At 74.2% G+C, this 20,840-nt stretch carries 16 protein-coding genes; 2 read left to right on the top strand and 14 right to left on the bottom strand.

Annotated features, from left to right (window positions below; genetic code table 11):
- Positions 1-129: 129 nt before the first annotated feature.
- From QN157_11215 to murJ, 9 genes are all read right to left on the bottom strand, one after another.
- Positions 130-1,341, bottom strand: coding sequence for an acetylornithine transaminase (locus tag QN157_11215; protein ID MDR7556161.1), 1,212 nt, complete (start codon positions 1,339-1,341; stop codon positions 130-132).
- Positions 1,338-2,207, bottom strand: a complete 870-nt coding sequence (gene argB / locus QN157_11210) for an acetylglutamate kinase (GenBank protein ID MDR7556160.1) — start codon at positions 2,205-2,207, stop codon at positions 1,338-1,340. Before argB ends, QN157_11215 begins: the two co-directional genes overlap by 4 nt.
- Positions 2,204-3,436 carry a bifunctional glutamate N-acetyltransferase/amino-acid acetyltransferase ArgJ gene (gene argJ / locus QN157_11205; GenBank protein ID MDR7556159.1) on the bottom strand — a complete coding sequence of 411 codons (1,233 nt, stop codon included), beginning with the start codon at positions 3,434-3,436 and terminating at the stop codon, positions 2,204-2,206. Before argJ ends, argB begins: the two co-directional genes overlap by 4 nt.
- Positions 3,437-3,443: 7 nt before the next feature.
- Positions 3,444-4,469, bottom strand: coding sequence for an N-acetyl-gamma-glutamyl-phosphate reductase (argC, locus tag QN157_11200; protein MDR7556158.1), 1,026 nt, complete (start codon positions 4,467-4,469; stop codon positions 3,444-3,446).
- A 32-nt stretch (positions 4,470-4,501) separates the two neighbouring features.
- Positions 4,502-5,257, bottom strand: a complete 756-nt coding sequence (locus QN157_11195; GenBank protein MDR7556157.1) for an RsmE family RNA methyltransferase — start codon at positions 5,255-5,257, stop codon at positions 4,502-4,504.
- The gene (locus tag QN157_11190) at positions 5,254-6,129 is read right to left on the bottom strand and encodes a 50S ribosomal protein L11 methyltransferase (GenBank protein MDR7556156.1); all 876 of its coding nucleotides are present in this window, start codon (positions 6,127-6,129) and stop codon (positions 5,254-5,256) included. Before QN157_11190 ends, QN157_11195 begins: the two co-directional genes overlap by 4 nt.
- Positions 6,130-6,208: 79 nt before the next feature.
- Positions 6,209-7,321: a molecular chaperone DnaJ gene (dnaJ, locus tag QN157_11185; GenBank protein ID MDR7556155.1), complete on the bottom strand. Its 1,113-nt coding sequence runs from the start codon at positions 7,319-7,321 to the stop codon at positions 6,209-6,211.
- A gap of 6 nt (positions 7,322-7,327) precedes the next feature.
- The gene (gene hrcA / locus QN157_11180) at positions 7,328-8,356 is read right to left on the bottom strand and encodes a heat-inducible transcriptional repressor HrcA (GenBank protein ID MDR7556154.1); all 1,029 of its coding nucleotides are present in this window, start codon (positions 8,354-8,356) and stop codon (positions 7,328-7,330) included.
- Positions 8,357-8,439: 83 nt separating this feature from the next.
- Positions 8,440-10,038 carry a murein biosynthesis integral membrane protein MurJ gene (gene murJ, locus QN157_11175; GenBank protein MDR7556153.1) on the bottom strand — a complete coding sequence of 533 codons (1,599 nt, stop codon included), beginning with the start codon at positions 10,036-10,038 and terminating at the stop codon, positions 8,440-8,442.
- A 98-nt stretch (positions 10,039-10,136) separates the two neighbouring features.
- Between murJ and rpsT the strand changes: the two genes are divergently transcribed.
- A complete protein-coding gene (gene rpsT, locus QN157_11170; protein MDR7556152.1) occupies positions 10,137-10,379 on the top strand; it encodes a 30S ribosomal protein S20 in 243 nt (80 codons plus the stop codon).
- An 11-nt stretch (positions 10,380-10,390) separates the two neighbouring features.
- Here the strand turns inward: rpsT and holA are convergent, their stop codons facing one another.
- The 5 genes from holA to QN157_11145 form a co-directional block, all read right to left on the bottom strand.
- Positions 10,391-11,368 carry a DNA polymerase III subunit delta gene (holA, locus tag QN157_11165; protein ID MDR7556151.1) on the bottom strand — a complete coding sequence of 326 codons (978 nt, stop codon included), beginning with the start codon at positions 11,366-11,368 and terminating at the stop codon, positions 10,391-10,393.
- Positions 11,369-11,392: 24 nt separating this feature from the next.
- Complete coding sequence (locus QN157_11160; GenBank protein ID MDR7556150.1) at positions 11,393-13,945, bottom strand: DNA internalization-related competence protein ComEC/Rec2; 2,553 nt, start codon at positions 13,943-13,945, stop codon at positions 11,393-11,395.
- Between the two features lie 69 nt (positions 13,946-14,014).
- The gene (thrS, locus tag QN157_11155) at positions 14,015-15,934 is read right to left on the bottom strand and encodes a threonine--tRNA ligase (GenBank protein ID MDR7556149.1); all 1,920 of its coding nucleotides are present in this window, start codon (positions 15,932-15,934) and stop codon (positions 14,015-14,017) included.
- 640 nt (positions 15,935-16,574) lie between these two features.
- Positions 16,575-17,273, bottom strand: coding sequence for an AroM family protein (locus tag QN157_11150; protein MDR7556148.1), 699 nt, complete (start codon positions 17,271-17,273; stop codon positions 16,575-16,577).
- A gap of 15 nt (positions 17,274-17,288) precedes the next feature.
- The gene (locus QN157_11145) at positions 17,289-18,284 is read right to left on the bottom strand and encodes an NHL repeat-containing protein (protein ID MDR7556147.1); all 996 of its coding nucleotides are present in this window, start codon (positions 18,282-18,284) and stop codon (positions 17,289-17,291) included.
- Between the two features lie 191 nt (positions 18,285-18,475).
- Here QN157_11145 and QN157_11140 point away from each other — a divergent pair, with 191 nt between their 5' ends.
- Positions 18,476-20,827 carry an ATP-binding protein gene (locus QN157_11140; protein MDR7556146.1) on the top strand — a complete coding sequence of 784 codons (2,352 nt, stop codon included), beginning with the start codon at positions 18,476-18,478 and terminating at the stop codon, positions 20,825-20,827.
- Positions 20,828-20,840: the final 13 nt, after the last annotated feature.

Genomic DNA, 20,840 nt, shown 5'->3' with positions numbered 1-20,840 from the left:
GCGCGCCGCAGCACCGCCGAGCCTCCACGCGCCCGACGCCCCGGCAGCCTGCGTCTGTGCACAACCCGCGGGGCATCGCCCCGTGCATGCAGCAGCCGGCCGCCGCGCGGCCCGGGCTCCGCGCGCCGCCTAGCTCGTCGCGACCGGCCCCGGGGCCGTGGCGACCTCCGCGAGGACCCGCTCCAGGATCGCCAGCGCCTGGTCGATCTCCTCCTCGCCCACGATCAACGGCGGCGCGAACCGCAGCGTCTTCGCCTGCACCGCGTTCACCAGCAGGCCCGCCGCGCGACACGCGTCGACGACCGGCCCGGCCTCCACGGCGAGGTCGAGGGCCAGCAGCAGTCCCCGGCCGCGCACCGCGCGGGCCAGCCCGCGGTCGACCAGCCGCTGCAACCCCGCGGCGAAGTAGCGGCCCATGGCCCCCGCGCGCACCGGCAACCCCTCGGCCACGATCGTCCGGGCCACCGCCAGGGCCGCCGCGCAGGCCAGCGGGTTCCCGCCAAACGTGCTGCCATGGTCGCCCGGCCCCAGGGCGGCGTACCGCTCCTTGACCAGCAGCGCGCCGATCGGCACGCCGCCGCCCAACCCCTTGGCCAGGGTGAGCACGTCGGGCTCGATGCCGTACTGCTCGTAGGCGAACAGCGTCCCCGTGCGGCCCATCCCGGTCTGCACCTCATCGAGGATGAGCAGGAGGTCGTTGGCGGTGCACCACTCGCGCACCGCCTGCAGGTAGCCGGGGTCGGCCGGGACCACGCCGCTCTCGCCCTGCACCGGCTCCAGCATCACGGCCACGGTCCGCTCGGTCGTGGCGGCGGGCAACGCGTCGGGGTCGTTGAACGGCACCGCGACGAACCCCGGCAGCAACGGCGCGAACGGCTCCTGGTACTTGGGCTGCATCGTGGCCGCCAGCGTCCCCATGGTCCGACCGTGGAACGACTGCTGGGCCACGATGATCTCGTAGCGTCCCCGCCCGTCCTGCCGGCCCCACTTCCGCGCCAGCTTGATGGCCGCCTCGTTGGCCTCGGCGCCGCTGTTGCAGAACCAGGCGCGGTCGGCGCACGAGTGCTCGACCAGCCACTGGGCCAGCCGGGCCTGCTCGGCGATGTGGAACAGGTTGGACACGTGGATCACCCGCGCGGCCTGGGCGCACAGCGCGGCCACCAGCGCCGGGTGGTTGTGCCCGAGCGCCGACACGGCGATCCCGCCGACGAAGTCCAGGTAGCGCCGGCCCTCCAGGTCCTCCAGCCACACGCCCTGCCCTGACGCGAACGCCACGGGCGCCCGGCGGTAGGTGGGCAGCAGGTAGCGGCGCGACAGCTCCAGCACCTCGTCGGTCGTCATCGTCCGCCTCCGGTGATCATGGTGCCGACGCCTTCCTCGGTGAACAGCTCCAGCAGCAGCGCGTGCGGCGCCTCGGTGCCGATGATGTGCGCGCTGGGCACGCCCCGCTCCAGGGCCAGCAGGCACGCCTCGACCTTGGGGATCATGCCGCGCGAGACGGTGCCGTCGGCCACCAGGGCCCTGGCCTCGGCGGCCGTCAGGCTCGAGATCAGCGCGGATGTGCCGTCCCGTGTGCGCATCACGCCGGGCACGTCGGTCAGGAGGATGAGCTTGCTGGCCCCCAGGGCCACCGCCAGCGCCGCGGCGGCGTGGTCGGCGTTGAGGTTGAGGCTCTCGCCGCCCGGCCCCACGCCGATCGAGGCGATCACGGGGATGTAGCCGGCCTCGTTGAGGATGCGCAGGAGCTGGCCGCGGACCTCCACGACCTCCCCCACGAGGCCCAGGCCCGCCGGACGCTCCTGGCGTCGTGCCTGGAGCAGGCCCGCGTCCTTGCCCGAGAGCCCCACGGCGCTGCCGCCGGCCTGGCCGACCATCGTCACCAGGGCCTTGTTGGCGCGGCCCGCCAGCACCATCTCGACGATCTCCATGGTCTCTTCGTCGGTGACCCGCAGGCCGTCGACGAACCGCGTGGGCTTGCCGACCCGCTCCAGCATCCGGGTGATCTCGGCGCCGCCCCCGTGCACCAGCACCGGATGCACGCCGGCGGCCTTGAGCAGCACCAAGTCCTCGATGACGGTGCCGGCGGTGCCGGCCTCGAGCACGCTGCCGCCGTACTTGACCACGACGGTCTTGCCGCGCCAGGCGGCGGCGTAGCGTACCCCGGCGGCGATCAGCCGGGCCTCGGTGGCCAGGTCCACGAGGGTCACGTCAGGTACCCGCTGTTGATCTTCACGTAGGTCTCGCCCAGGTCGCTGGTCCAGCCCACGAACGTGCCCCCGCCCAGGCCCAGGTCGAGGGTCACGGTCACCTCGGACGCGCGCAGCAGCGGGGCCGCAGCGTCGTAGCGCTCGGGGACGCCCACACCGCCTTCGGCCACCCACACGTCGCCGATGGCGATCGCCAGCCGGTCGGGATCGACCTCGGCCCCGCTGCGGCCCACCGCGGCGGCGAGCCGTCCCCAGTTCAGCTCCGCCCCGTGGAACGCGGTCTTCACCAGCAGCGACGTCATCACCGTCTGGCCCACACGCCGGGCGTCGGCGTCCGACCGGGCGCCCCGCACCCGGATCTCGACGACCCGCGTCGTCCCCTCGCCGTCCTGCACGATGAGCCGCGCCAGGCGCCCGGCCACGGCGGTCAGACCGGCCACGAAGGCCGCGTACCGCTCGTCGACGGCGTCGATCGGCCGCACCCCGGCCGCACCGCTGGCCAGGAGGAAGACGCTGTCCGAGGTACTGGTGTCGCCGTCGACGCTGATGCAGTTGAAGGTCCGGTCGGCCGCGTCCTGCAGGGCGCGGCGCAGCAACGCGGGGGCCACGGCCGCGTCGGTGGTCAACACCGCGATCATCGTGGCCATGTGCGGATGGATCATCCCCGCGCCCTTGGCAATGCCCCCGACGGTGGCGGTCCCATCGCCCAACGCCACCGTGGCGGCGGCGGTCTTCGGGAAGGCGTCGGTCGTCATGATCGCCCGGGCCGCCGCCAGGCCGTCGGAGCCCAGCGCGGCGACCAGACGCGGCATCGCCGCCGTGATGGTGTCGATGGGCAGCGGGCGGCCGATCACGCCGGTGCTCGCCACCAGCACCAGCTCGTCGGGGATGCCCAGCGCCGCCGCGGCGGCCGCGGCCATGGCCTGCGCGTCGGCGACGCCGCGGGCGCCCGTGCACGCGTTGGCGTTGCCGCTGTTGATCACCACCGCCTGGGCGCGCCCCGCGCGCAGCCGCGCCTCGCTCAGCTGCACGGGCGCCGACCGCATCCGGTTCGTGGTGAACACGCCCGCGGCGGCCGCGGGCGCGTCGGCAGCGACCAGCGCGAGGTCCGGCCGGTCGGGCTTGATCCCGCAGTGGATCCCCGCGGCCCGGAAGCCCCGCGGCGTGGTGACGGTGCCGTCCTGCAGCACGATCGACGGTCCACGCTCGGGTGCGGGCGTCTCCGTCATGGCAGCGTCACGGGTAGAGGGGCAGCACGCGCAGGCCCGCGTCTTCGGGCAGGCCGCACATGATGTTCATGTTCTGGATGGCCTGGCCGGCCGCGCCCTTCACGAGGTTGTCGATGGCCGCCATGGCGATCACCCAGCCTCCCTCCTGGTCGATCCGCACCGCCACGTCGCAGTAGTTGGACCCGTAGGTGGCCTTGGTCTGCGGCAGCGCACCGACCAGCACCCGCACGAAGGGCTCGCGAGCGTAGGCCTCCCGGAGGAGGCCCTCGGCCTCCTGGGTGGTCAACCGCTGGCGCAGCCGCAGGTAGACCGTCGCCAGGATGCCCCGCGTCATGGGGATCAGGTGGGGCACGAACGTCACTGTCGCGGGCCGCCCGGTGAGAGACGCGATCTCCTGGGCGATCTCGGGCTGGTGGCGGTGGGCCGCCACGTTGTACGGCTTCACGTTCTCGTTCACCTCGGCGAAGTGCACGCCCAGGGAAACCGCGCGGCCGGCGCCCGAGACCCCCGACTTGGCGTCGACCACGATGCCGGTGGTGTCGACCACCCCGGCCTGCAGGAACGGCGCCATGGCCAGCAACGCGGCCGTGGGATAGCAGCCCGGGTTGCCCACCACGCGCGCCGTGCGCAGCCGGTCCCGGTGCAGTTCGGGCTGTCCGTAGACCGCGTCGGCCAGCAACGCCGGACAGGCGTGGGGCGCTCTGTACCACTGCTGGTACGTGGCCGGATCGCGGAACCGGAAGTCGGCGCCCAGGTCGATGATCTTCACCCGGTCGCCCAGCTGGGGGGCCATCTGCATCGGCAGCCCGTTGGGCAGGGCGAAGAACACCACGTCGGAGTCGGCAGCGATGCGGGGCAGATCCGCCTCCTCGGTGGTGTGCAGCACCACGTCCCGCAGGTTGGGGAAGACCTCGCCGTAGGCCTCGGCCGCGCGGCTCTCGGCGGTCAGGTGCACCAGCTGGACGTGGGGATGGCCCCACAGCAGCCGCACCAGCTCGCCGCCGCCGTAGCCCGAGGCGCCGATGATGCTCACCCGCAGCGTCATGACTGAATAAGTATACAGAGTCATGTATCGAAATGCAAGCGGAGGTATCGCTCGTACAGCAGCATGGCGACCGTGGCGAGGCCCGCGGTCTCGGTGCGCAGCACCAGCGGTCCCAGCGAGACCGCCTCGCCCCCGGCCGCTTCTGCCGCCGCCACCTCGTCCGCGGCCAGACCGCCTTCCGGCCCGACGAGGACCGCTGCCGCCGCGAACGCGCGGCCCGCCACCACCGCGCCCAGCGGTCGGCGGGCGCGTTCCCACGGCACCACCAGCAGGTCGACCGGCCCCAGCGCGGCCAGGGCCTGGGCCAGCGGGGCAGGTGCCTCGACGGCGGGCACGTCGCCCCGCCCGCACTGCCGGGCGGCCTCGCGCGCGATGCGCCGCCAGCGCTCCACCCGGGCAGCGCCCGGCTCCGGCGCGGCGCGCGTTGTCAGCACCGGACGAATGGCCGCCACCCCGAGCTCGGTGGCCATCCGCACGATCACGTCCATCTTGGGACCACGCGGCAGCCCCTGGAGCAGCGTGAGTGCCACCGGGCGGACGATCGGCCGCACCGGCCCCAGCGGTCGGGCCGTGACGACCCCGCCAGTGGTGCTCACGAGCTCCGCGTCCACCTCGCAGGCGCCGTCGAACACCACGATGCGGGTGCCCGGGCGCAGGCGCAGCACGCGGGCGATGTGGTGGGCCTCGCGCGGCCCGAAGGTGATCAGGGGAGCCGGGAGGCTCCCCGGGGCGACGTAGAACCGCCGGGGCGTCTGGCCAGGCGGGCTGCCGGTCACCGGTCCGCCCGCCGGCCCGGGATGGAGCGCGCGGTAGCAGGCCCGGGCGCGCGCGCGTGCACCGCCGCCCACCCGCGCAACCGCGCGATCCGCTCGACGCGCAGCCCGCAGCGCGTGGCCACGGCGGCCACGGCGGCCGCGCGTCCGTATCCGAACCCGCTCAGCACCACCCGTCCGCCCGGGCGCAGGCAGCGGGCCACGCGCGGCAGCAGGCGGGCGACGTCGTCGGCCGTGAGGTTGGCCAGCACGAGGTCGGCCCGGGCGCGCATGCGGCCACCGTCACCCTGGCGGACGCGGACGCGCCGCGCCAGCCCGTTGCGCCGCACATTGGCCCGTGCCACGGCCACGGCCACCGGGTCGATGTCCAGGGCGAGCACGCGCGCAGCGCCCAGCCGGGCGGCCGCAATCGCCAGGATCCCCGAGCCCGTGCCCACGTCGACCACGCGCGCCCCGCGCGGCATCTCCGACAGCGCCCGCAGGCACAGCTGGGTGGACGGATGGGTGCCGCTGCCAAACGCCATCCCGGCATCGAGGCGCACGGCGTGGCAGCCGGGTGGGGGCGGCGCCGTCCAGTGCGATGGCTGGATCTCGATGACCCCGACGCGCACGGGCCGCCGATGCGCCTCCTGCGCCACCGACCATTGCGCCGCGGACACCCGACGGGTCCGCACCCGCACCCCCAGAGCGCGCAAGGCATCCTGCAACGCCCGTAGCGTCGCGCGCCCGGCGGCTGAGGCGGGCAGGTAGGCCAGCAGCGTCCGCTGGCGGCGGCGCACCTCAGCGAACCCGGCGGGCACGTGCTGAAGCAGGACGGCACCCGCGGCCTCCACCTGCGCCGGCCGCACGGCGACCGCGACCTCGAGCCACGTCACGGCGACGTCCTGCTGCATCGCAGGACCCTGCACCCGGCGCTGGACCGTCCGGCGGCCGCTGCCTTTGGCCACCGGACGCTCACGGCGACGGCTGCAGCAGGTCCTTGACCTTCTTCAAGATGGGTTTGCGCCGCCCGCTGCCGCGCCCGGCACCGAGGGCCGCGAAGCGCTCGAGGAGCTCGCGCTGCTCGGCGGTCAGCCGCGTGGGAATCACCACGCGCACGGTCACGTGGAGATCGCCACGGCCCCCGCGCAGGTCCGGCAGTCCGTGCCCCCGAAGCACAAGCCGCGTCCCGGGCTGGGTGCCGGGCGGCACCTCCAGCTCGGCCTCGCCCGTGAGCGTCTTGATCGGCACCACATCGCCCAGCGCGGCCTGCACCATGGAGATCTCCACCTCGCAGGCCAGATCCCGGCCCCGGCGGGTGAACACGCGGTGTGGCGCCACGTGCACCACGACGTACAGGTCGCCGCGCTCGCCGCCCCGCGCTCCCGCTTCGCCTTCGCCGGGCAGCCGCAGCTGCATCCCGTCCTCGACGCCCGCCGGCACGGCTACCGTGACTTCGCGGGGCAGTTCCACCCGCCCCGCGCCGCGGCACTGCCGGCATGGGTTGGCGATGTAGGTGCCCGTGCCGCCGCACTGCGGGCAGGGCCCGATGCGCGTCAGGTGCCCGAAGGCCGTGCGCGACACCCGGCGGACCTCGCCGGTCCCCTGACAGGTCGCGCAGCGCTCGGGACGCGAGCCGCGCTCCGCGCCGGTCCCAAAGCACGACGGGCAGGTCTCGAGCCGCACCACCTCGACGCGCCGCTCGACGCCGGTGGCGACCTCCTCCAGGGACAGCTCCAGGTCCACCCGCAGGTCCGCGCCGCGCTCCGGTCCCTCCGCCGCGCGGGCCGCGCTCGGACGGCCGCCGAAGAACATCTCGAACAGGTCGTCGAACGGCGAGACGCCCGCAAAGGGATCGCGGTCGACGTCACCGGCGACCCGGCCGAACCGGTCGTACTGCTGCCGTTTGGCGGGGTCGCTGAGGATCTGGTAGGCCTCGTTGATCTCCTTGAAGCGCTCCTCGGCGCCGGGCGTCTTGTTGACGTCGGGGTGGTACTCGCGGGCCAGACGCCGGAAGGCCTGCTTGATCTCCTCCTGCGAGGCGTTCCGGTCCACCCCCAGCACGGCGTAGAGATCGCGGGCGGCCACGGGCGGCTACTCCAGGACCGCGAGGGCTTCGCTGAGACGCTCGGCGACGTACTGGACGGCAGCCACCGCGCGGCGGTAGCGCATGCGCGTGGGCCCCACGAGCCCCACGTAGCCGGCTGGCTGGCCGCCGGCCCGATAGGCCGCCACCACGAGGCTGCACTGGCGCAGTTCCTCCCGGCGGTTCTCGGAGCCGATGACGATCCAGACGCCCTCCGCCGGCGCGCCAGCCAGCGCCTCGGCCAGCAGCTCCTCCTCCTCGAGCGCCGCCAGCACCCGCGTGGCAGCCTCCGGCCGGTGGAACTCGGGCTCGCGCAGCAGGTGACGCGCGCCCTCCACGACGACCCGCGCGCCGCCCCGCGCCACCTCGCGGCGCAGCCAGCCCTGGACCTCTTGCAGCAGGCGCTGGTACCGCGAGGCCTCGTCGACGGCACGCTCCAGCCGGTCGCGGGTCAGGTCGGCCACGCGCACGCCCTGCAGGCGCTGGGTGATGGTCCGGGAGAGCTGCTCGAGGTCGTCGGGCCCGACCCCCTCGGGCAGGTCGATCACGCGACCCTGGAAGCCGCCGGCGTTGGTGGCGATGACCGCCAGCGCGCGTCGGGCGCCGAGCGGCATCAGGTGCAGCGAGCGGAACGTCTGATGCTCCAGGGCCGGGGAGGCCACGACGGAGGCGTACTGGGTCACCAGGGCCAGCACCCGCGCGGCCTCCTCGGGGACCTCGTCGGGCTCAGCGGCCGAGCGCTCGAGGCGTCGCCGGATGGTCTGGCGCTCGGCGGCGGGGAGGGGTTCGGCCTGCAGCATGAGGTCCACGTAGAGCCGGTAGCCGGCGTCGGTGGGCACCCGCCCGGCGGACGTGTGCGGGTGCGTCAGGAGCGCCAGGTCCTCCAGGGCGGCCATGGTGTTGCGGATCGTCGCCGGGCTGACGCCCAGGCGCTCGCGCACGGCCGGGTGCTCGGAGCCCACCGGCTCCGCCGAGCGGATGTACTCCTCGACCACGGCGCACAGCACCGCGCGCTTGCGCTCGTCGAGCTGCGTCATCCCGGTAATCCCTCCCGGGGGTTAGCACTCTCGCAAGGAGAGTGCTAATCACCGTTCAGCGTAGCACCGCGGTTTTTGCAGTGTCAAGGAACGCCTGCGGCGGCCGCATGCGCGGGCCGCCGGCGCACCAGGTCCCGGAGCAACGTCACCTCGTCCACCCGCAGCAGCAGGCAGCCGGCCAGATACGTCACCGCGGCCGCCCCCAGGGCCACGGCCAGCGCCGCAGCCCGCCCGGCCTCCCCCGGGACGAGCACGGCGCCACCGCTTGCGGCGAGCACACCGCGGGCGGCCGCCGCAGCCACGACGGCCGCGGCGCCGGCCCGCACCGCGGTGGACGCCGCACGACCACCCTGAAGGCCGCCCAGCGCCCGCGCCAGGAGCACCAGCAGCACCCCCGTGTTGGCGAACGCCACCAGGCCGCTGGCCAGCGCGATGCCCGCGACCCCCAGCGGGCGCATCAGCACCGCGGCCAGCAGGGCGTTGGCGCCCACCATGACCGCACCCACCGCCACCGGCGTGCGCACGCGCTGCAGCGCGTAGAACGCCCGCGTGGCCACGTAGTACAGCGCCATGGGGACGAGGCCGACGGCGTAGGCGGCCAGACACGCGGCCACGGTGGCGGTGGCGCCGGCACCGAACTGGCCGCGCTCGAACACCACCCGCACCACCGGTGCCGCCAGGGCCACCAGCAGCGCCGACACCGGCAGCACCAGGAAGAGCAGGGCGCGCACGCCCAGGGCGGTCGCCTGCCGCAGCGCCGCCCGATCGCCCGCAGCCGCGGCCTGGCTCATCCCGGGAAACAGCACCGTCGCCACCGAGATGGCCAGGATCCCGATGGGTGCCTGCACCACCTCGTAGGCGTAGTCGAGGGCCGCCACCGCGTTGACGCCAGGCGCGGCGGGCAGCAGCGACGCCAGGAACCGCCCCACGTAGGCGTTGATCTCCACGATCGCGAGTCCCACCATCGCGGGGACCGCGAGGCGCACCAGCGTGCGCAGCGCCGGATGCCGCCAGTCGACGTCCAGGCGCGGCCGAAAGCCAGCGGCCAGCAGGGCGGGCACCTGCGCGGCGAACTGCACGGCCGTGCCGGCGACCCACGCCACGGCCAGCCCGGTGATCCCCAGGCGTGGGCCCCACCAGAGGGTGAGGGCGATGATCGTGACGTTGAACGCCAGGGGTGCCAGCGCCGGCGCCGCAAACCGCTGCTGCGCCTGCAGGTAGGCGGTGGCGAACACCGCCAGGGCCAGGAAGAACATCGCCAGGAAGTTGATGCGCGTCAGGTGCACGGTGAGCGCCAGCTGGGCCGGGTCGGTCGCAAACCCCGGCGCGGCGATCCGCACCAGCCAGGGCGCTCCGACCTGGCCCAGGGCCACCATCGCCACCCCGATGGCCACCACCAGCGTGGCCAGTGCGCCGACCACCCGCGCGCGCTCTGCCGCGCTCGCGCGCGCCTCGACCTCTGCCAGCGTGGGGATGAGCACGACCGACAGCGTGCCGCCCAGGAACAGGCGCTGCACGAAGAACGGGACGTAGTAGCCGATCACGTAGGCCGCCTTGGCGTCGGTGGCGCCGAACAGCGCGGCCACCACCACCTCGCGCACCAGCCCCAGCACCCGGCTGCCCACCGTCGCCACGGCCAGCAGCGACGCGGCGCGCACGAGGCGCGGCCGTCCGGCGGTCATGGCCACGCGCGGCGAGCGGCTTGTTCCTGCCCTGCGCGCGTGCTAGAATGCCGCGCGGTTGGTGCCCCGGGCGCGGGGCCCGCGCAGGAGGAGCATCGGTGGCCAAGCGTACCAAGTCGGGTCTCAAGCATCTGCGCAAGTCGGCGCGCCGGCGCGCCGCCAACGCGTCGGTCCGCTCGCGGATCAAGACGCTGGTGAAGCGCGCGCTGGCCGATCCGTCCCGCATTCCCCTGGCGCAGAAGGCGCTGGACAAGGCCGCACTGCGCCGCATCATCCACCCCAACGCGGCGGCCCGGGTGAAGGCGCGCCTGATGCGCCGTGCCGCGTCGCGTCCGGCGTAGCCGGGCCGGGCTCACGCGCCCCGCCGTCCCCCCGCGCCCCGCCGTTCGCCGTCACACAGGCGCACGATCAGGGTCTCCAGCACCAGCCGGGCCGGGCTGCCGCTCTTGATGGCGCGGTCGGCGTCCTCCAGCATGGCGAAGATGCCCGGGAACTGCCCCGCGCGAAACCGCCGCGCCTGCTCTGTGACCTTGCGCGCGACGAACGGCGGCACCCCGAGCCGGTCGGCAGTGGCCTGGGGGCTCGTGCGCCCGGCCAGGCGGTGCGCGCGGAGGATCAGCCGGAACTGCCGGGCGATCATGAAGAGGACCTGCAGCGGCTCGTGGGTGGCCAGGTTGTCGTGCAGCGCCCGCAGCGCCGCGGCCATCCGCCCGCTGCCGACGGCGTCGACCAGGGTGAAGATCGACGCCTCGCCCAACCGGCTGGCGATCGCCGCCACGTCCGCAGGGGTGACGACCGGACGGTCGCCCACGTAGGACGCGACCTTGTCCACCTCGTGGGCGAGGTCGCGGAGACCGCCGCCCGCCAGCGCGACCAGCTGCTCGGCCGCACCGGGCGCGACGCGCTTGCCGACGGCGCGAAACCGATCTGCGACCCACCGGGGCAGCTCGCGGGGAGGGAGCGGCCGACACTCGATGATCTCGGCGCGGCGCTTCAGCGCCTGGAACAGCCGGCGCCGGCGGTCGAGCTCGCGCGCCATGAAGACCGCCACGGTCGGCGGCTCGTCATCCCCGTCGAGGTAAGCGGCGAGCTGCTCCTGCTCGGTGTCGCGCATCGCCTCCAGCCGCCGGACCACCACCACCCGGCGCGGCCCGAAGAACGGCGCGGTCTGCAGGCGCACCAGCAGCTCGCTGACCGGCGTGGACGCATCCAGGACGTCGAGGTTCAGCGCGCGTTCCGCTGCGGGCAGGAACCGGTCCACCACCCGCGCCAGCGCCTCTTCCGCGAGGAACTCCTCCTCGCCGATGATGAGGACCGGCCGCTCAGGCACGACTGCGCACCCGCGCGCTCCCGCTCAGGGGCCCTGCCCCACGTCTGCTCCCGCGCGCGGCTCGTCGCGGAACGGGCGGACGCGGACGACCAGCCCGTCGCTCTCGAGACGCACGGCGCCATGCCGGTCGGTGCGGTAGACCCGCACGCCCGCGCGCTGCAGCACGTCGAGCACCGCGGGATGGGGATGGCCGTGGGCGTTGTCGGCGCCCACGGAGATGACCGCGATCTTCGGGCGGACCGCAGCGACGAACGCCGGGCTGGTGGACGTCCGGCTCCCGTGGTGTCCCACCTTGAGAACGACGCTCTCCAGCACCGCGCCCCGGCTGCGCAGGTAGTCCTCCACGCCGTCTTCGACGTCGCCGGTGAGCAACGCGGCGAACGCCCCGTAGCGCAGGCGTGCCACCAGGCCGCGCGCGTGCACCGGATCGTCGTCGACCGGCGGTGGGACCTCCGGCGGGTAGAGCACCGCGAGGCGGACGCCGGCCCCGAGGTCGACCTCCATGCCCGCCCGCGCGATCCGGTGGGGAATCCGCCCGCCGTGGATGGCGCCCAACAGGCGGAGGTAGGCGGGCGACGGATGCGGGACACCAGGATCCAGCACGACTCCGACCGGGAAGTTCTCCACGATCGCGGGCAGTCCTCCCGCGTGGTCCTCATGGGGATGCGACAGGGCTGCCACGTCGACGCGTCGCACGCCCGCGCGGCGCAGCGCGGGCACGACGCGCTGTCGCCCCACGTCCCGGCCGGTGGCCGCGGCGTGCAGCTCACCGCCGGCATCCACGAGCGCGACGCGGCCCGAGGGACTCTGGATCAGGATGGCGTCGCCCTGCCCGACGTCGAGCACAGTCACCACGAGCACCGCGGGTGGCCGCGTGGCGACCGCAAGCCAGAGCGCCGTCGCGGCGAGGGCCGCCGCCACGCCCGCCGTGCGAGCGGCCCGTGGGGGGTGCCACGTCCCACGGGCGACCGCGACCATCGCGCCCAGCGCACAGTAGGCCGCGGCGGCCGCAGGCGGCGGGACCGGCGGCGTGGTCACCACGGCCCAGGGCAGCGCGCTGGTGCGCTCGGCGATCCACACCAGCGCGGCCGTGGCCGGGCGCAGGACGCCGAGCAGCGCCCCGCCGAGCGCGGGCAGCACCAGCGCGGCCCCAAGCAGCGCAAAGCCCACCGGGACCAGCACGGCCACGATGGGCAGAGCCAGGGCGTTGGCGAGCAGCCCCGCCACGGGCAGGCTCTGGAAGTGCAGGGCCAGCAGCGGCGCCACCGCGAGCTGCGCGCCCAAAGTGGCGGCCAGGCCAGTCGCTCCCATGGCAAGGACCCGCCGCACGACGTGGCCCGCACGCGATGCCCTTCGGGGCACGCGCCTGCCGGCGGGCGGCCCCGGACTGGGAGCCGCCCGCGAGGGCGATGCCCCGATCGCGGCCGCCAGCGTCGGCGCCAGGTAGAGCAGTCCCCACGTCGCCGCAAACGACAGCTGGAAGCCCACGTCGAACAGCACGGCGGGATTGGCCGCCATCAGGCCGAGAGCAGCCGCTGCGAGCGCCACGGCGGGATCGCGCTGGCGTCCGGTGGCCGAGGCCACCAGGGCCAGCGCGGTCATGAGCACGGCCCGGCCCACCGATGGCGCCCAGCCCACCAGCGCCGCGAACACGCCGATCCCTGCACCGACGAGCCCCGCCCGCGCCCACCGGGGCAGCCGTAGCGCGCTCGCGGTCGCCGCGAGCACACCGGCCACGATCGCGACCTGTGCGCCGGACACCACCATGAGGTGGACCAGCCCGGCCTGTGTGAACCGCTGGTAGAGGTCGGGTGCCAGGAACGCGTCGATGCCCAGCAGGAGGCTGAGCAACAGCGCCGCGTGCGGGTCGGGCTGCGTGCGCCGAACGACCTCGACGATCTGCCGTCGGGCTGCGCCGATGGCGGCCCGCGGCGTCCACCCGGTCCGACGCGTCACCACGAGCCCGCGGTCACGGTCGAGCACCACGACGCCCGCCAGCCCGCGCCGGCGCAGCGCGTCGCGCTCGGCGCGCTCCCCGGGGTTGCCGGCGGGCCGGCCGAGGCGGAACCGGCCGCGCACCGCCACCTCGTCGCCGGATCGCGCGGCTGGCGGCAACCCGCGCCCCGTGATCCGCACCAGGCCAAAAGCCACCTGCGCCGGGCCCGACGGGTGGTGCGCCGCGCGCTCGCTGCGGCGACCCCGCGTCACCGGATGGCCCACGCGGACCGCCTCCACGCGCACCGTGGCCCACCAGCCATGCGGGCCCGGCTCGGGACCGGCGCGAAGGGTCCCGCGGATCTCGACGGCCCGCCCGTCGGCCACCACCGGCCACCGCGGCTGCCGCGCGTCGGCCGCAGCAGCGTGGACCACCCCGAGGGCTCCGCACGCACCCAGCGCCAGCGCCGTCGCGTGCGTGGGTCGACCCCAGCGCACCACCGCCGCCCATGCGACGAGCAGCACCGCGAGCGCGACGGCGCCCACCGCCGGCGGCGTGGGCCACCGGGCGTGTGCGGCGATGCCGGCCGCGATCGCCGCGGCCACCCAGACCAGTGGGGGCAGGAACGCGCGCGGGCGCATGGCGTCTGCCCGGTAGATCGGCCGGCGCCCCGCGCGCGTACCGGGCCCGGGATGGTGCGGACCCGGCGGTCAGGCCTTGGCCGCCACCTCCTCGCGCAGCCGCGTGAGGAACTGCTCGAGCGGCATCGGGCCGAGGTCGCCCGCCGACCGGCTCCGGACCGCCACCGCATCGGTCGCCTGCTCGCGATCGCCCACGACGGCCATGTACGGCACGTGCTCGAGCTGAGCCTGACGGACCTTGTAGCTGATCCGCGCGTTGGACGCATCGACCGTGACCCGCAGGCCCTGGGCCGTGAGCCGGTCGGCCACGGTGCGCGCGTAGGCGTGGTGGCGGTCGGCGATCGGCAGCACCCGCACCTGTTCCGGGGCCAGCCACAGCGGGAACTTCCCCTCGTACTGCTCGATCAGCATCGCCATCCACCGTTCCATGGTGCTGGTGATGGCGCGGTGGATCAGCACCGGGCGGTGGGCCCGACCGTCCTCGCCGATGTACTCCAGGCCGAAGCGCTCGGGCAGCAGGAAGTCGAGCTGCACCGTCGAGAGCGTCTCGTCCTTGCCCGCGGCCGTGGGCACCTGCACGTCGATCTTGGGGCCGTAGAACGCCGCCTCGCCCACGGCCTCCCGGTAGGGGATCCCCAGCGCGTCCAGGGCCTCGCGGAGCATCCGCTCCGCCTGCTCCCACAGCGCATCGTTGGCGATGAACTTCTCGCGGTCGGCCGGATCGCGCAGCGACAGCTGGTACCAGGCGCCGCTGACGCGGAAGTCGGCGTAGACCTGCTGGATGAGGCGCACGACGCCGGCGATCTCGTCCCGGATCTGGTCGGGGCGCAGGAAGATGTGGGCGTCGTTCATGGTCATGCCCCGTACCCGCGCCAGACCGGTGAGCACGCCCGACCGCTCGTACCGGTACACCTTGCCCAGCTCCGCGATGCGCACCGGCAGGTCGCGGTAGGAGCGCTGGGTGACCTTGTAGATCATGATGTGATGCGGGCAGTTCATGGGCCGGAGCACCAGCTCCTCGGCGTCCACCTGGATCGGCGGGTACATGTTGTCGCGGTAGTGGTCCCAGTGCCCCGACAGCTTGTACAGCGTCGAGGAGGCCAGCTCCTGGGTGTAGACGTGCTGGTAGCCGGCGGCGAGCTCCAGGTCCACGATGTAGCGCTCGACGATCCGGCGGACCGTCGCGCCCTTGGGCAACCACAGCGGCAACCCTGGCCCGACCTCGGGCACGATGTGGAACAGCTGCTGCTCGCGCCCGATCCGGCGGTGGTCGCGCCGCCGGGCCTCCTCCAGGCGCCGCAGGTGCTCCTCGAGTTGCGCGGGCGTCGGGTACGAGACCCCGTAGATCCGCTGCAGCATCGGGCGCCGCTCGTCGCCACGCCAGTAGGCCCCCGACGTGGACAGCAGCTTCACGGCGCCGATCAGTCCCGTGCGCGGCAGGTGCGGGCCGCGGCACATGTCCTGGAAGCCGTCCTGCCGGTAGAAGGAGACCCGCGCGTCGGGGATCTCGGCCAGCAGCTCCAGCTTGTAGACCTCGCCGTCCTGCTCGAACCGCCGCGCCGCCTCGTCCCGCGGCATCTCGATGCGCTCGATGGGCTGGTCGGCAGCCGCCAGCTCGCGCATGCGCGCCTCAATGCGCTCCAGGTCCTCGGGACTGAACGGCCGGCCGATGTCGAAGTCGTAGTAGAACCCGTCGTCGATGGGCGGGCCGATGGCCAGCTTGGCGTGCGGGAACAGCTGCTTGACGGCCTGCGCCAGCAGGTGGGCCGTGGAGTGCCAGAAGACCTCCCGGCCCGCTGGGGTCTCGAAGGTGAGGAACTGCACTCGGGCGCCGTCTTCCAGCGGGGCGGTCAGGTCCCGGGGTCTGCCGTTGACGAGCACGGCCACGGCGTCGCGCCGCCCCAACCGCTCGGCCAGCGCGGCGGCCGTGGTGCCGGCCTCCACCTCGTGGCGCGACCCGTCGGGCAACTCCACCGTGATACGTGGCATGGAACCTCCCCTGCCTTTCCCGTCACGACGTCACGTGTCTGGCCCGCGTCCTGCGCGCGCCCGCGCAGCCCGCGCGGCTCACATCCTCCGCATCGCCTCACGGCCTGTTCGCGCGCATGCCCGGCGCCGTTCGGCAGGCCCGGGCATTGCGCACCGGGTGGAAAACGCAACAGCCCGCCCCCCTGAGGGGCGGGCCGTCCGCGGTTCCACCCTCGTTCCGTCCGCACCGGCCCGCGGTCGCAGACCCGGTGTCAGACGCTCGACTGCGCGATCTCGGGCGCACCCGGCGGCCTTCCGCCACGGGCACACCGCCCGCGCGTGGCCGCAGCTGGGGGTGGTCTTCCGCCGATCCGGCCGGCGGGGCTCTCAGCCGGTGGCCCCGCCTCTCTCGGTCGCTGGACGCGACGTCGGCCGTACACCCGGCGTACTCGTCCCCGTCATCGCTACCGTGGAGCCATGGTAGCGACCCCAACCCGTCGCGTCAACCGCGGGTTGGCGTGCGGCCGTGGACCAGGACACGAGCCGGCCGACGCCTCACGACACCCCCGGCCAGTGGGCCGCCTGCCCGCCCAGTTCGGCCACGATCTCCAGCGAGGCGCTCTCTCAATGCCCGGGGGCGATGGGGCGCCGCCTCTCCTACTCACTCAAGCAGTTCGGCCACCGCACGCGCCAGCAGGGTGCGGGCCAGCACCGTCGGCCTGCCCACGAGCCGCCGGACCGTGTCCTTAAGGGCCAGGGTGTACCCCAGGCAGTCCAGCACCACCAGGTCCACGCCCGCCGCCGCGAACGCTGCGCACGCTTCCTCGACGCCCTCACGTCCCGCGTACGGCGAGTAGGCGCGCACGGTCACCGCACCCGCCACCGCCCCCCACCGTTCCACCTGGTGGGGAATCTGCGCCGCAGCCGGCGTGAGCACCCCGACGTGGGCACCCGGGCTGACCGCGCGGACGAGGTGCAGCAGCAGGCGCTCCGGGTACACGATGGGCCGCCGGGAGCGCAGGGGCGGAAACGGCCCCGTGCACAGGATCACGATCAGCGACGCGGCATCCTGCAGGGCGTCGATGCAGGCCTGCACCCGGGGCAGGATCCGCTCCTTGCCGACCAGGACTTCCTCGCCGGATCGCAGCCGGGAGACGAGCGTGTGGTCGTCGGGCCCCGGGCGCAGGGCGGCGATCTCGGCTGGTTCGAGCCCATCGAGCGCGCCCATCTCCACCACGCGCACGTGCGGTGGCAGCAGCGGCGTGATCTCGTCCACGATGTCGGGCCGTGGGCTCTGGCCGATGGTAATGGCGGCCACGGTGGCTACCGCGCTGGCGGTCCGGGTCGGCGTTGGCATCATGGTGTTATCTTACCCTTACCACGGCGCCGGCGCCACGGCGACCCCGGACGGGAAGAAGAACTGCCCCACCCCAGCGCCCATGGTGCCAAACGCCGTCCAGCCCGCGCCGGTCATGTCGTCGATGCGCACGACCCGGTGCATCTCGTCGGTGACGTAGACGCGCCCTGCAGCGTCCACCGCGAGGCCCGTGGGGAAGGCGAACTCGGTGGCCCGCGGGCCCAGGCCCGCGAACGCCACCCAGCCGGCGCCCGTCATGCCGTCGACCCGCACGAGCCGATCGTTGGACGAGTCGGTGACGTAGATGCGTCCGTCGCGCCCGACCGCCACGGAGGTCGGGAAGTCGAACTCCCGCACGCCCCGCCCGTGCCGGCCCAGGGTCGTCCACCCGGCACCGCGCATGTCGTCGATGCGGACGATCCGGTCGTTGAGCGCGTCGGCCACGTAGATGCGCCCGGCGCTGTCCACCGCCACCCCCTGGGGGAAGGCGAACTGCCCCACGCCGGCGCCGCGCGTGCCGAAGGCCACCCAGCCCGCCCCGGTCATGTCGGCGATGCGCACGACGCGCGCGTTGCTGGCGTCGGCCACGTAGATGCGCCCTGTGGCGTCCACCGCCACGCCGGCCGGCAGGTCGAACTGGCCGACCCCGCTGCCGCGCGTGCCCAAGGCCACCCAGCCCGCCCCGCTCAGGTCGTCCACGCGCACCACGCGGGACCGCGTGGCGTCGGTGAAGTAGATGCGCCCCCGGGCGTCCAGGGCGATCCCCGACTGGAAGGCGAAGTGACGCTGTGCTCCGCGCGCGTCGCCGCGTGGCACGTCCCCCCCGGTGGCCATCGCCGTCCACCCCGCGCCGGTCAGATCGGCCAGGCGGACGATGCGGGCGTTGCCCGGATCGTTGACGAAGATCCCTGCGGTAGCAGCCTCGCTCCTAGCGGCCGGGGTACGCGTGAGGTCGCACGCAAGCACGAGGGCGAGACCTACAGCGAGAGTCGCCAGCGCCCGCACCCGGTGCACGGATCGGCTACACGCCACGGCCTGCGGCTTCGCGGGGACGCGGGTGGCTTCCTCTTCATTTCGGGTCGGCCTCCGTGCGGACGAACGGTCCGACGGGCTGCGGAGCACAGGAACTGGGCATAAGACCCTCGGGAGTAAGGATACAGCGCTGCTGAACCGGCCCATCGCGGATGCGGAAAGGGCACCAGGGGATGTTTACGGCCCCAGGCAGACCACCAACCGCAGGCGCCCCCCTGCGGGTCCACGTCCAGCGGCTGATCCTGCTGGCCGTGGTGCCGCTGGTGGGGTTGCACCTGTACGTCGGCGGCGCCCAGCGCAGGAGCGCACGGGACGCCGCTGTCGCAGAAACGCTGCGGCTGGCCCGCACCGCACGGGAGCACCACGCGCTGCTGGTCGTCGGCGCGGCGCAGCTGCTGCCCGTCCTGGCGCGCGTCCTCCAGGACGGGCCCGGAGACTCTACCCGGTGCGCCGCCCTGCTCGCCGACCTGCTGGTGCGCTGGCCGGTGTATGCCAACCTCGGGGTGGCCGCACCCGACGGCACCGTGGTGTGCAGCGCGCTGCCCCTTCCCGCTCCCGTCACCATTGCCGACCGGGCCTATTTCCGGGGCGCGGTGCGCCACCGCACCTTCGCGATCGGTGAGTACCAGATCGGCCGCATCACGGGTCAGCCCTCGATCAACTTCGGCTATCCCCTCATCGCGCCGACCGGCGCCGTGCGGGGCGTGGTGTTCGCGGCCCTGCACCTGACGGCACTCGAGCGGGCGGCCGCGCGGATCGGGCTGCCCGAGGGCGGCGTCCTCGTGGTCATCGACCGCAACGGCACGGTCCTGGCGCGCCAGCCCCGCATCGAGGCGCTGATCGGCCGGCGCGCGGCCGATGGCTCGACGCTGGCGCGGATCAGCACGGCAGTCCACGAGGGTACCGTCGAAGGTGTGGGCGCCGATGGGGTGCGCCGGCTCTACGGGTACGCCCCCGTCGAGCACACCGCCTCACGCGGGCGCATCGTCGTGGCCGTCGGGATTCCGCTGGCGCGGATCTACGCCGACAGCGATCGTGCGACGGCGGTCAATGTCGCCGGCGTCCTGGTGGTGGCGGGGCTGGTGCTGGTCGCGGCGATGCTCGTGGCCGACCGTCAGGTGCTCCGGCCGGCGCAGGCCATCGCCGAGGTGGTCCGGCGGCTGGGCGCCGGGCACCTGGACGCCAGGATCGGGGCGGTGCGCGGCGCACGGGAGTTACGGGAGATGGCCGCGGCGTTCGACGAGATGGCCGCCGGGCTGCAGGCGAAGACCGCCGAGCTTGCCCGGTTGCACGGCGCCCTGGAGCAGCACGCCGCCGACCTCGAACGCCTGGTGGCCGCCCGCACCGCCGAACTGGAGGACGCCCGGCAGGCCGCCGAGGCGGCCAACCGGGCCAAGAGCGAGTTCCTTTCACGCATGAGCCACGAGTTGCGCACGCCGTTGAACGCCATCGTGGGCTTCGCCCAGCTGCTGGAGATGGACGGATCCACAGACCGGGACCGCGAAGCGACGCATCACATCCTCAGCGCGTCACGCCACCTGCTGACCCTGATCGACGAGGTGCTCGACCTGGCCCGCATCGAGGCGGGCCGCATGACGATCTCCGTCGAACCCGTACCCGTGGCCGACCTCCTCAGGGAGACGCTGGACCTGTTGCGCCCGCTGGCCACCGGCCGCGCGGTCACGCTTTCCTGCGCGCCGTGTGCCGACGAGGCGCTGCACGTCATGGCGGACGCCCAGCGGTTGAAGCAGGTGCTGCTCAACCTGGGGGCCAACGCCATCAAGTACAACGTCGAGGGGGGCACGGTGACGATCTCGGTTGCCCAGTCCCCCGGGGGCCGCGTGCGGATCGCGGTGGCGGACACCGGCGTCGGTATCGCGCCCGAGCAGACCTCGCGCCTGTTCGTACCCTTCGAGCGTCTGGGCGCGGATGCCACCGGCATCGAGGGCACGGGGCTGGGCCTGGCGCTGTCGCGCCGGCTCACCGAGGCCATGGGCGGAGCCATCGGCTACGAGCCGCGACCCGGAGGCGGCAGCGTCTTTTGGGTAGAGCTCCCTGCGGCCGCGAGCCCGACCACGGCCCTCCAGCGCGTGGCGCTGGCAGACGGCCTGCCCGCTGACCCCGCGGCTGCCGGGGCAACGTACACCGTGCTCTACCTGGAAGACAACGTCTCGAACCTGCGGCTGGTCGAGCGGGTGCTCGCCCGCCGGCCGCACATTCGCCTGGTGCCCGCCATGCAGGGCAGCCTGGGGTGGGCGCTGGCGCTGGAGCACCGTCCCGACCTCGTGCTGCTCGATCTCCACCTGCCCGACATCCCGGGGGAGGAGCTGCTGCGGCGGTTCCACGCGCACCCCCACCTGCGGCACGTCCCCGTGGTGGTCCTGAGTGCCGATGCCACGCAGACGCGCATCCAGCAGGTGCGCGACCTCGGCGCCGTCGAGTACCTGACGAAGCCGATCAACGTGCCACGGCTCCTGCAGGTGGTGGACGAGGCCCTGACCCACGCACGCCGGCCAGCGGGGTGAGCAGGGCGAGCAC

The sequence above is a fragment of the Armatimonadota bacterium genome (assembly GCA_031459855.1).
GTDB lineage: Bacteria > Sysuimicrobiota > Sysuimicrobiia > Sysuimicrobiales > Humicultoraceae > Fervidifonticultor > Fervidifonticultor primus.
Note: the sequence above shows the minus strand (reverse complement) of the source record. Positions and strands in the feature narration are given on the sequence as shown.

Excerpts from the sequence above, each read along its gene's own strand:
- QN157_11150 (MDR7556148.1), bottom strand. The coding sequence starts at position 17,273 with ATGATGCCAACGCCGACCCGGACCGCCAGCGCGGTAGCCACCGTGGCC.
- argJ (MDR7556159.1), bottom strand. The coding sequence starts at position 3,436 with ATGACGGAGACGCCCGCACCCGAGCGTGGACCGTCGATCGTGCTGCAG.
- QN157_11140 (MDR7556146.1), top strand. The coding sequence starts at position 18,476 with ATGTTTACGGCCCCAGGCAGACCACCAACCGCAGGCGCCCCCCTGCGG.
- hrcA (MDR7556154.1), bottom strand. The coding sequence starts at position 8,356 with ATGACGCAGCTCGACGAGCGCAAGCGCGCGGTGCTGTGCGCCGTGGTC.
- thrS (MDR7556149.1), bottom strand. The coding sequence starts at position 15,934 with ATGCCACGTATCACGGTGGAGTTGCCCGACGGGTCGCGCCACGAGGTG.
- murJ (MDR7556153.1), bottom strand. The coding sequence starts at position 10,038 with ATGACCGCCGGACGGCCGCGCCTCGTGCGCGCCGCGTCGCTGCTGGCC.
- QN157_11160 (MDR7556150.1), bottom strand. The coding sequence starts at position 13,945 with ATGCGCCCGCGCGCGTTCCTGCCCCCACTGGTCTGGGTGGCCGCGGCG.
- QN157_11215 (MDR7556161.1), bottom strand. The coding sequence starts at position 1,341 with ATGACGACCGACGAGGTGCTGGAGCTGTCGCGCCGCTACCTGCTGCCC.